The sequence below is a fragment of the Pseudomonas sp. D1-36 genome, from assembly GCF_051132205.1.
Taxonomy (GTDB): domain Bacteria; phylum Pseudomonadota; class Gammaproteobacteria; order Pseudomonadales; family Pseudomonadaceae; genus Aquipseudomonas.
In genome coordinates, this window is the sequence record NZ_CP071674.1 from 4,165,915 (window position 1) to 4,177,423 (window position 11,509).

Annotated in this window: 11 protein-coding genes and 1 riboswitch; of the genes, 7 read left to right on the top strand and 4 right to left on the bottom strand. The window is 61.8% G+C overall.

Annotation, left to right across the window (positions count from 1 at the left end):
* The first annotated feature begins 121 nt into the window (after window positions 1-121).
* Entirely contained in the window at window positions 122-1,063 is a 942-nt protein-coding gene (locus tag J3P76_RS18470) for a YgfZ/GcvT domain-containing protein (protein WP_434701077.1), read from the top strand.
* A gap of 35 nt (window positions 1,064-1,098) precedes the next feature.
* Complete coding sequence (locus J3P76_RS18475; protein WP_420766712.1) at window positions 1,099-1,920, top strand: HDOD domain-containing protein; 822 nt, start codon at window positions 1,099-1,101, stop codon at window positions 1,918-1,920.
* A gap of 58 nt (window positions 1,921-1,978) precedes the next feature.
* Here J3P76_RS18475 and J3P76_RS18480 read toward each other — a convergent pair whose 3' ends face one another.
* Both J3P76_RS18480 and J3P76_RS18485 read right to left on the bottom strand, forming a co-directional pair.
* Window positions 1,979-3,364: a sensor histidine kinase gene (locus J3P76_RS18480; protein ID WP_434701078.1), complete on the bottom strand. Its 1,386-nt coding sequence runs from the start codon at window positions 3,362-3,364 to the stop codon at window positions 1,979-1,981.
* Complete coding sequence (locus tag J3P76_RS18485; protein ID WP_420766714.1) at window positions 3,357-4,028, bottom strand: response regulator; 672 nt, start codon at window positions 4,026-4,028, stop codon at window positions 3,357-3,359. The genes J3P76_RS18480 and J3P76_RS18485 overlap by 8 nt, the downstream gene beginning before the upstream one ends.
* A gap of 419 nt (window positions 4,029-4,447) precedes the next feature.
* Between J3P76_RS18485 and J3P76_RS18490 the strand changes: the two genes are divergently transcribed.
* From J3P76_RS18490 to J3P76_RS18505, 4 genes are read left to right on the top strand one after another with little or no spacing between them, the layout of a single operon-like run.
* Window positions 4,448-5,440: a Bug family tripartite tricarboxylate transporter substrate binding protein gene (locus J3P76_RS18490; RefSeq protein ID WP_420766715.1), complete on the top strand. Its 993-nt coding sequence runs from the start codon at window positions 4,448-4,450 to the stop codon at window positions 5,438-5,440.
* Window positions 5,441-5,494: 54 nt separating this feature from the next.
* On the top strand, window positions 5,495-5,956 hold the full coding sequence (locus J3P76_RS18495) for a tripartite tricarboxylate transporter TctB family protein (protein WP_434562810.1): 462 nt from the start codon (window positions 5,495-5,497) through the stop codon (window positions 5,954-5,956).
* A gap of 1 nt (window position 5,957) precedes the next feature.
* Window positions 5,958-7,472, top strand: a complete 1,515-nt coding sequence (locus J3P76_RS18500) for a tripartite tricarboxylate transporter permease (RefSeq protein WP_420766717.1) — start codon at window positions 5,958-5,960, stop codon at window positions 7,470-7,472.
* Entirely contained in the window at window positions 7,465-8,508 is a 1,044-nt protein-coding gene (locus J3P76_RS18505; protein WP_434562808.1) for an AbrB family transcriptional regulator, read from the top strand. The genes J3P76_RS18500 and J3P76_RS18505 overlap by 8 nt, the downstream gene beginning before the upstream one ends.
* Before the next feature lie 126 nt (window positions 8,509-8,634).
* On the opposite strand, the gene ung is transcribed toward J3P76_RS18505, so the two are convergent.
* Window positions 8,635-9,327 (bottom strand): uracil-DNA glycosylase, encoded by a 693-nt coding sequence (gene ung, locus J3P76_RS18510; RefSeq protein WP_434701079.1) that lies wholly within the window; start codon window positions 9,325-9,327, stop codon window positions 8,635-8,637.
* Between the two features lie 130 nt (window positions 9,328-9,457).
* On the opposite strand from ung, the gene J3P76_RS18515 reads away from it, so the two are divergent.
* Entirely contained in the window at window positions 9,458-10,570 is a 1,113-nt protein-coding gene (locus tag J3P76_RS18515) for an enoyl-CoA hydratase/isomerase family protein (protein ID WP_434701080.1), read from the top strand.
* Window positions 10,571-10,688: 118 nt separating this feature from the next.
* Here the strand turns inward: J3P76_RS18515 and J3P76_RS18520 are convergent, their stop codons facing one another.
* Window positions 10,689-11,084 (bottom strand): hypothetical protein, encoded by a 396-nt coding sequence (locus J3P76_RS18520; RefSeq protein ID WP_420766721.1) that lies wholly within the window; start codon window positions 11,082-11,084, stop codon window positions 10,689-10,691.
* Between the two features lie 306 nt (window positions 11,085-11,390).
* Window positions 11,391-11,492: riboswitch (guanidine-I (ykkC/yxkD leader) on the top strand.
* Window positions 11,493-11,509 lie beyond the last annotated feature (17 nt).

The window sequence follows — 11,509 nt, forward strand, 5'->3', positions numbered from 1 at the left end:
TACAGGCCCGGCCGTGGCGGAACACACGGCTTTGTCGGCCGTCGACGATCCTTTGGCAACTACCCATTTCAAGGGCGCCCCCTTATGATGTCCACCAGACTTTTTTACCCTGCGATGACCCATGGCTGATTCCGCTTTTTTCTGCACCCTGTCCCACGAAGGCATTCTCGCGGTCCGCGGCGTGGATGCCGGTAAATTCCTGCAAGGCCAATTGACCTGCAATCTCAATTACCTGAGCGACAGCCGGGCCAGCCTCGGCGCCCGCTGCACACAGAAAGGCCGGATGCAATCAAGCTTCCGGATCCTGCTCGAGGGCGACGGCGTACTCATGGCGATGGCCAGCGAGTTACTCGAACCGCAACTGGCGGACCTGAAAAAATACGCGGTGTTTTCCAAATCCAAACTCACCGATGAAAGCCCGGCCTGGGTTCGCTTCGGACTGGAAAACGCTGACGCCGCCCTCAGCGAACTGGGCCTGGAGCTGCCGGCCGACACCGATAGCATGGCACGCCATGAATCCTTGATCGCCATCCGCGTATCCCCGGGCCGCGCCGAACTCTGGGTCCGCGCCGAACAGGCCGATACGCTGCGCGCTCGCCTGGGCTCGCAACTGGGCGAAGGCGACTTGAACCGCTGGCTGCTGGGCCAGGTTCGTGCGGGAATCGGCCAAGTCATGGCGGCCACACGCGAACTGTTCATTCCTCAGATGCTCAACCTGCAGGCCGTTGGCGGTGTCAGCTTCAAGAAAGGCTGCTATACCGGCCAGGAAATCGTCGCGCGCATGCAGTACCTCGGCAAGCTCAAGCGTCGCCTGTATCGCCTGCAACTGGACGCCGCCGAGTTGCCGGAGCCTGGCACCCCGCTGTTTTCCCCTACGCATGGCAGCTCGATCGGCGAGGTCGTCATTGCTGCCCAGGCCGAGCAGAATATTGAGCTGCTGGGAGTGTTGCAGGCCGAAGCCGCCGAGGATGGCAATTTGCACCTCGGTGCTTTGGAAGGACCCGCGCTACAATTGCTGGACTTGCCTTACGAACTGGACCGCGACCGCGAAATCCAGCGTTGATCGCAACATTTTGTCGCAACACCTAGAGAACCGAAATGAGCGATTTGGCGGATAAGGTCCAGCGGGATTTGGTGGCGGCCATCGATAAGGACGACCTGGTCCTGCCCACACTACCGGAAGTGGCCATGCAGATTCGCCGGGCCGCGGAAGATCCGGAGATCAGTGTCAGTAACCTGAGCAAAGTGATCGGTCGTGACACGGCACTCTCGGCGCGCCTGATAAAAGTGGTCAACAGCCCGCTGCTACGCGCCACGCAGGAAGTGACGGACTTGCACACGGCCATCACTCGGCTGGGCGTCAACTACAGCAGTAACCTGGCGATTGGCCTGGTCATGGAGCAGATATTCCATGCCCGCTCCGATGTTGTGGAACAGAAGATGCGTGAGGTGTGGCGCAAGAGCCTGGAGATCGCCGGCGTCAGTTATGCGCTATGTCGCAGCTATACCCACCTCAAGCCTGACCAGGCCGCGCTGGGCGGATTGGTCCATCAGATCGGCGTGCTGCCGATCCTGACGTACGCCGAAGACAACAACGAATTGCTGTCGGATCCAATCAGCCTCAACCACGTCATCGAGACGATTCATCCCGTGTTGGGGGACAAGCTGCTCAGCGTCTGGGAGTTTCCGGAACGATTGATGAGGTTGCCGGGGTTGTATCTGGATTTCACCCGGGATTCGGAACAACTCGATTACGTCGACCTGGTGCAAGTCGCCGCACTGTACTGCTACAAGGACTCCGACCATCCGCTGAGCAGAATCGACGTATTTGGCGTCCCCGCGATCAAGAAGCTGGGCATTGACCTGGACAACCACGACCGCTGCGCGGATCTGGAAGAAGCGCGGTCGATGTTTTACTGACAAAGCCCGTTGTGGCGAGGGACTTTGCTCCCTTTCCACGGGTTTTGCATTGCCTGGCTTAGCCGGGGATAAAACTCACCCGCACCTTCAGCCCACTCTCCTGCCCGTCATGCAGGGTGATCTGGGCCAGATGCGCGCGACAGATTTCCCCGACGATCGCCAATCCCAAGCCAGAACCGGCCACTTGCTGGTTGCGTCGATAGAAGCGCTCGAACACTCGCTCGCGCTCAGTCTCAGGAATGCCGGGGCCGTCGTCCTCGACTTCCAGGATCGCCGGCGCGATCACCCGCAGGATGACGTTGCCATCCGAGGGGGTGTGGGCCAGGGCGTTGTCCACCAGGTTGCTCAACAGTTCGTTCAGCAACGTCGGTTCGCCCCGCAACCAGACGGGCTCATCTGCCTCCAGCGCCAACGCGACCCCACGGGCATGGGCCAAGGGTGCCATGGCCATGCCCAGCTCACGGGCGAGCTGGCTCAGGTCGAGCAATTGCGCGCCGCCCTCGGCAATCGCCCGGGCGCCATTTTCCACCCGGGCCAATGACAGCAACTGGTTGGCCAGGTGGGTCAAGCGGTCGGTGCCCTGGGCGGCGGTCTCCAGGGTTTGGCGCCACGTGGCCGGTTCGCTGGCGCGCAGGCCCAGCTCCAGGCGAGCCTTGAGGGCGGCCAATGGCGTTCGCAGCTCATGGGCGGCGTCGGCAATGAATTGCGCCTGACGCTCGAATTGGCCGCGCAGGCGCTCGGTGAAGTGATTGAGTGCCCGTACCAGCGGCCATAACTCATGTTGGACTTCCACCAGCGGCAGCGGTCGCAGATCGTCTGGCTGCCGCTCTTCCACCGCCGTGCGCAAGCGTTCCAGGGGACGCAGCGCGGCACTGACCGCGAACCACACCAAAAGCAGCGCACCCACCGCCAGCATGCCCAACCGCAGCAAGGTATCGGCCATCAAGCTGCGCGCCATGCTGACCCGCGCCTCTTCGGTTTCCGCCACGCGGATTTCCGCCATGCCGTTCATCTCCGGCTCGCTCACGGCCTTGAGCAGGCTTACGACGCGCACATTCTGGCCCTGATAGGAGGCGTTATAGAAGCGCGCCAGCGCGGGGTAATCGTCCGTGCGCGGCGTACCCGGCGGCGGGCCAGGAAGATTTTCGTACCCGGAGATCAGCTTCTGGTGGATATCGTTGACCTGATAGTAGATACGCCCGGCGCTGTCATAGGCGAAGGTGTCCAAGGCCACGTACGGCACGTCCGCACTCAGGGTGCCGTCTCGCTGGGAAAGCCCGGCGGCAATGGTCCGGGCCGAAGCCAGCAACGTCCGGTCATAGGCAGTATCGGCCGCTTCGCGACCATTCCAATAGGCACTCAGGCCACTGGCGAGCATCAGCACCACCAGCAGCGATGCAAGGTTGCGAAGGAGCCGCCAGCGCAGGCTGTCGGGCTTATGCATCACGGGTTTCCAGCAAATAGCCCAGGCCCCGGAACGTCACGATCGCCACCGCATGGCCATCGAGTTTCTTACGCAGCCGATGAACGTAGATCTCGATGGCGTCGGGGCTGGCCTCTTCGTCCAGGCCAAACACCTGGGCGGCCAGTTGTTCCTTGCTCATCACCCGCCCCGGTCGAGCTATCAACGCCTCCAGGACCGCCTGCTCGCGGGAGGTCAAGGTCATCAGTTCCTCATCAAGGGTGAAGCGGCGGGTGTCCAGGTCGTAGACCAACCCACCGCAGCGCTGCTGGCGCTCGCCCCCGAGTACGCTACGGCGCAGCAACGCCTTGACCCGGGCTTCCAGCTCGGTCAGTTCGAATGGCTTGGCCAGGTAATCATCGGCGCCGAGGTTCAGGCCGTGGACGCGGTCCTTGACGTCGCTGCGCGCGGTCAACATCAGCACCGGCAAGGTCTTGCCCCGCGCCCGCAAGCGCGCCAGCACTTCGAAACCGTCCATGCGCGGCAGCCCCACATCTAGAATCGCCACGGCGTATTCCTCGCTGCTCAGGGCCAGGTCAGCGGCCACCCCATCGTGCAGCACGTCCACTGTCAAACCCGTGCTCTTGAGCGCCTGGGCGACACTTTCGGCCAGCTGCAGATGGTCTTCGACGAGCAGAACACGCATGGGTTTTTCCTCGATTCAGGGATGGCCGGCGCCATTCTTTGGCGCGGAGTTTACAGCCGCATCCGCCACTGTGAAGCCAAAAATCATCCTGAAAGCTTTTGAAAGGTTAGCGAAAGGTTGGGTCGTTAGAGTCGCTCCACGGACAGTTTCGACTGCCGGTCGCGACGCACCTCGCGAACGAAAAACGCCACGAAGCGTTTTCGCCGAATAAAAACAATAAGCGGAGTATTCACCATGCTGTCCATACAGCTCCAGGCTTCAATGCCCACCCGCCTTTGCTGCCCCAACCAGACTACCCTTGCCTGTGCCTCTGCGCAGACCGAACTGCTGCGTCTTTGAAACGCGTTCGGGGTCTGCACCGTACATGTTCTGTGAAGCCTGATTTGAAACACAAAACAACAACTCCTGTGGAGACAAAAATGAACCTAGCACTGCGTAAAGTAGCCCTTGCCGTCGGATGCCTGATGCTCGCCGGGCAAACGCTCGCCGCTGATTCGTCCAAAGAGCCGAAGCGCCCTGAGTGCATCGCCCCCGCCGCACCCGGCGGTGGTTTCGACCTGACCTGCAAATTGGCGCAAAGCGCACTGGTCAATGAAAAGCTGCTGACCAAGCCGATGCGCGTCACCTACATGCCCGGCGGTGTCGGCGCGGTGGCCTACAACGCAGTGGTTGCGCAGCGCCCGGCAGACGCCGGCACGCTGGTGGCCTGGTCCAGCGGCTCGTTGCTGAACCTGGCGCAAGGCAAGTTCGGCCGTTTCGATGAAACCAATGTGCGCTGGCTCGCTGCCGTCGGCACCAGCTATGGCGCCATCGCGGTGAAAAGCGATTCGCCCTACAAGAATCTCGACGATCTGGTACAGGCTCTGAAGAAAGATCCTGGCTCGGTGGTGATCGGCTCTGGCGGCACCGTCGGTAGCCAGGACTGGATGCAGACCGCTTTGATTGCCAAGGCTGCCGGTATCGACCCGCGCAAACTGCGCTACGTGGCCCTTGAAGGCGGCGGCGAAATCGCTACCGCTCTGCTCGGCGGTCATATCCAGGTGGGCAGTACGGACATCTCCGACTCCATGCCACACATCCTGAGCGGCGACATGCGTCTGCTGGCCGTATTCTCCGATAAGCGCCTGGACGAGCCGGAAATGAAAGACATCCCGACCGCCGTGGAACAAGGCTACGACATCCGCTGGCCGGTGGTACGTGGCTTCTACCTGGGCCCGAAGGTCACCGATGAGGAATACGCCTGGTGGAAAAACGCCTTCGACAAACTGCTGGCCTCCGAAGAGTTCGCCAAGCTGCGTGACCAGCGCGAACTGTTCCCGTTCGCCATGACCGGTCCGGAGCTGGACACCTACGTGAAGAAGCAAGTGGCCGACTACAAGATGCTGGCCAAAGAGTTCGGCCTGATCCAGTAATCGCCCCTGTCTCGCGGCGGCGTCGGCACAACCGGCGCCGCCCAGGAGTTAGTCATGCTCGTCATCCAACGTATTGTTGCCGCGGTGCTGCTGCTGGCCTGTATCGGCCTGGCGCTGATGGCCTGGCCTTATCAGGCCGCCTTTTCCTATGAACCGGTCGGCCCGCGCGCCTTTCCCCTGCTGATAATCGGGCTGATGGGGCTGGCGCTGCTGTACATGCTGTTTCGTCCTACCCCCGTCGTGCACAGCGAAGACGACCCGCAACTGGACCGTGAAACCCTGCAGAAAATCGGCATCTGCGTTTTGCTGCTGTTGGTCTTCGCCGGAACGTTCGAACCCCTGGGCTTCATCCTCGCCAGCATTGTCACTGGCGTGCCGATGGCGCGCCTGTACGGCGGCCGCTGGGTACCGAGCGTAGTGATCATCAGCCTGATGGCCATTGGTCTTTATCTGTTGTTCGACAAGCTGATGGACGTGCCGCTGCCCCTGGGCCTGCTCGACGTCCTGGAGAATTGATATGGATACCCTGAATTATCTCGGCCAGGGTTTTGGCGTTGCATTGACTCCCTACAACCTCGTCACCGCGTTGAGCGGCACCTTGATCGGCACCGTCGTAGGGCTGCTGCCGGGCCTGGGCCCGATCAACGGCGTGGCGCTGCTGATCCCGATCGCCTTCGCCCTGGGCCTGCCGCCGGAGTCGGCGTTGATCCTGTTGGCGGCCGTTTACCTGGGCTGCGAATACGGCGGGCGTATCAGCTCGATTCTGCTCAACATCCCGGGCGAAGCGTCCACTGTAATGACCACGCTGGACGGCTACCCAATGGCTCGCCAAGGCCTGGCCGGGGTCGCTTTGTCATTGTCGGCGTGGAGTTCGTTCCTCGGCGCGCTCATCGCCACCTGCGGCATGGTGCTGTTTGCTCCCTTGCTGGCCAAATGGGCAATTGCCTTCGGACCGGCGGAGTATTTCGTACTGATGGTGTTCGCCATCGTCTGCCTGGGCGGCATGGCCGGTGATCGACCGCTCAAGACGTTCATCGCGGCGCTGATCGGCCTGTTCCTGTCGTGCGTCGGCATCGACGCCAACAGCGGCGTCTACCGCTTCACCGGTGACAACATTCACTTGACCGATGGCATCCAGTTCGTCGTGCTGGTGCTGGGCCTGTTCTCCATCAGCGAGATTCTGTTGCTGCTGGAAAAAACCCATCGCGGCCAGGAAGCTGTGAAAGCCACCGGGCGGATGATGTTCAACGTCAAGGAAGCTGCCTCGGTGTTCTGGGTGAACATGCGCTGTGGCGTGCTCGGTTTCATCATGGGCGTATTGCCAGGTGCCGGCGCGACCTTGGCCAGTGCCGTAGCCTATATGACTGAAAAACGCATGGCCGGTGCCACCGGTACGTTCGGCCAGGGCGACAAGCGTGGCCTCGCGGCGCCGGAAACCGCCATCGGTGGCGCAGCCTGCGGCGCCCTCGTGCCTATGCTGACCCTCGGCGTTCCCGGCTCGGGCACCACGGCGGTCATGATCGGCGCGCTGTCGCTGTACAACATCACCCCCGGCCCGCTGCTGTTCCAACAGCAACCGGACATCGTCTGGGGCCTGATCGCCTCGTTGTTCATCGCCAACGTCATGCTGGTGATCCTCAACATCCCTATGATCCGCGTGTTTACGCGCATCCTGGCGGTGCCGAACTGGGCGCTGGTGCCGGTCATCGCAATCATCACCGGGATCGGTGTCTATGCGGTACACGCCACCACGTTCGACCTGTTCCTGATGATCGGCATCGGTATCTTCGGCTATATCCTGCGCAAGCTTGAGTTCCCGCTGTCGCCAGTCCTGCTGGGCTTCATCCTTGGCGGCCTGATGGAGCAGAACCTGCGTCGTGCGTTGTCGATCTCCAACGGCGCGCTGGAAATCCTCTGGTCGAGCCCGATCACCTTCGGTTGCTGGGTCCTGACGGCAATCATGTTGTTCCTGCCGCTGCTGCGCATCTGGCGTCGCCGCAGTGCCCAGCGTCGTGCCCTGGCCAATGCCTGAGACGACAACTTTCAGACAATGGTGGGGAACACCGCTGGTCGGTCTGGCCGGCGGTTATCTGGCCAGCCTGATCGGTTGGCCCTTGCCCTGGATGGTCGGCTCGCTGTTGGCGATCATCCTGGTGCGCTGCCTCACGCCGTGGCAATTGATGGAAATCCCCGGCGGCCGCAAATGCGGCCAATGGGTGGTGGGCATCGGTATCGGCCTGCACTTTACGCCAGTGGTGATGGAGCAAGTCCTGAGCCACTTCGGCCTGATTTTCTTCGGCGCGCTGATCACCAGCGTGTCCAGCGTGGTGAGCGTGTGGCTGATGCGCCGCACCGGCGAGGACCGCGCCACCGCTTTCTTTTCCAGCATGCCAGGCGGTTCCGGCGAGATGGTCAACCTCGGCGCCCGCAACGGCGCGATGCTCAGCCATGTCGCCGCGGGCCAGAGCCTACGCGTGCTGGTGGTGGTGCTGTGCGTTCCCGCCGCCTTCAAGTACCTGCTGGGCGAAGGCACCCCACTGCAACACGCCACGACGGTGGACTGGATGTGGCTGGCGATCCTGTTCCCGGCCGGCGCACTGCTCGCCTGGATCTGGGAGCGCCTTCGCCAGCCCAACCCATGGCTGTTCGGTCCGCTGTTGGTCAGCGCGGCGGTGAGCATCGGCTGGGATTTGCACATCGGCCTGCCCGACGGCGGTAGCCAGATCGGCCAATGGCTGATCGGCAGCGGCCTGGGCTGTCATTTCAACCGGCAGTTCTTCCGCCGGGCACCGTCGTTCATGGGGCGTACATTGGTTGGCACGGTATTGACGATGCTGATCGCCACGCTCGCGGCCCTGGGCCTGAGCACCTTGACTCACCTGGATTTGCGTTCGCTGACCCTGGGCATGATGCCCGGTGGCATCGCGGAGATGAGCCTGACGGCGGAGACGTTGCAATTGTCGGTGCCGTTGGTCACGGCGTTGCAGGTGATGCGGCTGCTGTTCGTGCTGTTCCTGGCGGAGCCGTTGTTCAGGTATTGGATGCGCAAGACAGGTTCAAGCTTGTAACCGAGTTGCCTCATCGCGAGCAGGCTCGCTCCCACGGGAGTCTGCGGCGAGTATCCATTTGGCGTCCCACCACAAAACCTTTGTAGAAGCGAGGCTGCTCGCGATGGGGCCCGCTCGACTAGCGCGTCAAACCGGCGGCAACCGCCACTCGATCGGCTTCTCGCCGTGCTGCTCCAGAAACTTGTTGGTCCGGCTGAAATGCCCGCAACCAATAAAGCCCCGGTGGGCCGACAGCGGTGACGGATGCACCGAGGTCAGGACCAAATGCTTGGTCGCATCGATCAGCTTCTGTTTGCTCTGGGCATGGGCGCCCCACAGCAGGAACACCAGGTTCGGCTGGTGTTCGCTGACCACCTCGATGACCCTGTCGGTAAAGTGCTGCCAACCTTTCTTGGCGTGGGCGTTGGCATTGGCGCGTTCAACGGTCAGGGTGGTATTGAGCAGCAGTACGCCCTGTTCGGCCCAGCTTTGCAGATAACCGTGGCTGGGAATGTCGATGTTCAGGTCGCGCTTCAATTCCTTGTAGATATTCACCAGCGATGGCGGTGTCGGCACGCCCGACTGCACCGAGAAGCACAAGCCATGTGCCTGGCCCGGCCCGTGGTAGGGATCCTGGCCGAGGATCACGACCTTGACCTTGTCCAGCGGAGTGGAATTGAGGGCGTTGAAAATCAACGGGGCCGGAGGGTAGATCTCCTTGCCGGCGGCGTATTCACTGCGCAGGAATTCGCGCAACTCTGCCATGTAGGGCTGGTCGAACTCGGCACGCAGTGCCTGCTTCCAGCTGGGTTCGAGCTTGATACGGTCGTCAGCGGTCATGGTTGTACCCGGTAAAAACAATGGGCGCACCCTAGGAAACCCCACAAGGCTTGTCAATTGATCTGACACGGATCCGGCACTTTCCCGTACAGCAGTCATACTGATCATTCAATTTCTGATCGAGGTCACGATGAATCTGCACTTCGAAGAACTCACCGGCATCGATGGCGCGCGCCTGGGCATCGCCACCCTGGACGCCGAAAAATCCTTGAACGCCCTCTCCCTGCCAATGATCAACGCCCTGCGTGATCGGCTCGACACCTGGGCCAGGGACCCGCAGATAGTCTGCGTATTGCTGCGCGGCAAAGGTGCCAAAGCGTTTTGCGCCGGTGGCGAGGTCCGCAGCCTGGCAGAAGCCTGCCGCGCCCACCCCGGCGAGGTGCCGCCGTTGGCCGCGCAATTCTTCGCCGCCGAATATCGCTTGGACTTCAATCTCCATACCTACCCCAAGCCATTGCTGTGCTGGGGCCATGGCTACGTGCTCGGCGGCGGCATGGGATTGCTGCAAGGCGCGAGCACGCGGATCGTCACGCCGAGCAGTCGATTGGCGATGCCCGAAATCAGCATCGGGTTGTACCCGGATGTAGGCGCCAGTTGGTTCCTGTCGCGCCTGCCGGGCAAGCTGGGCCTGTTTCTCGGCCTGACCGGTGCCCACATGAACGCGCGCGACGCCATCGACCTGGGCCTGGCCGATCGTTTTTTACTCGATGAGCAGCAGGACGACCTGATCGAGGGCTTGTTGCAACTCAATTGGCAGGAACAGACCGAGATGCAACTCAACAGTCTGCTCAAGGCCTTGCAGCAAGAAGCGCTGACCCAGTTGCCCGAAGCCCAGTGGTTGCCCCGTCGGCACAAAATCGACGAATGGCTGGATGTCAGTGACGTCCGCTGCGCCTGGAAGGCCCTCAGCTTGCTGATGGAGCATCCTGATCCGCTGATCGCCCGCGCGGCCAAGACCATGACCGAGGGCTCGCCGTTGACGGCGCACCTGGTCTGGGAGCAGATCAGCCGGGCGCGGCATTTGTCGTTGGCCGGTGTGTTCCGCATGGAGTACACCTTGAGCCTGAACTGCTGTCGCCATCCGGAATTCAGCGAAGGCGTGCGGGCGCGATTGATCGACAAGGATCACAAACCCCACTGGCACTGGCCGGACATCAATCATGTACCGGAAGCAGCGGTGCAAGCGCATTTTCACAAGGTGTGGGAGGGTCGGCATCCGTTGGCGGATTTGTCCAACGAATAACCGAGCCAGAATCATATCCGCGCAGGAGAAAACTCACGCCCACAGAGGTCATCCCGCCGGATTTATCGCAGGCACAAAAAAAGCGGCGCTTCATGCGCCGCTTTTTGCTGCCTGTCCTTTACCGATGGTTGCCTCGCCCATCATGACCACGTCCTCGATGGTCATGTCCGCGGTCACGCCCGCCCCGGCCACGACGGTCATCGTTCCAGCCGCCTCGATCGCGACCATCCCAGCCGCCTCGGTGTGGATAAGGCCGGTACGCCGCTCGCGGTGGCGAGTAATAGCGCGGGCCATGTTGGTAGTAGCGCGGGGCCGAGTAATAACGGGGCGCCGGTTGGTAGTACCGTGGGGCGTAATAGCCCCGTGGGGCCGAGTAATACCCACCGCTGTAATAGGCCGGCGCTGGTGAGGTATAGACCTCTGAACGATAGTAGCTCGAGCCTCCGTCGTAGTAAGGCACGCATGCCGAAAGAGTCAGACCAAGAAACGCAATGAGGAGCAGTCGTCGATACATGGCGGCCTCCTGGACCGCGAATGGGCCGCACCAGCGACGCTGATGGGCGGCAGTCATCTATTGGGGTGACTGACGATTAATCTGACAGCGAAATCGGAATCTGGTGCGACCTGGCAACAACTGGAAACATGTCCCTCGTCGCCCTCTTCCGGTGCGCGACAGCACCACAACCAAGCACAAATCCGCCCCCCGATCATTCCTCCCTCAGACCCACCCCCTCTGGCCCGGGCCTCTGCCCAAATTGGCACGGCTCTCGCTTTACCAATCCCGTGCAGGAGTCATCACAGGTTCGCGGCACCACAATTTGCAATGGCTGACTAGGGTTCCGGCTCGCCTCTGGCGAGTGGCTGGTCCGAGAGTTGGCGACCTCCAGTTGAGGTTACACGGCGGGACAAAAGCCCGGGAGACAAGACACCGTTCGCGGT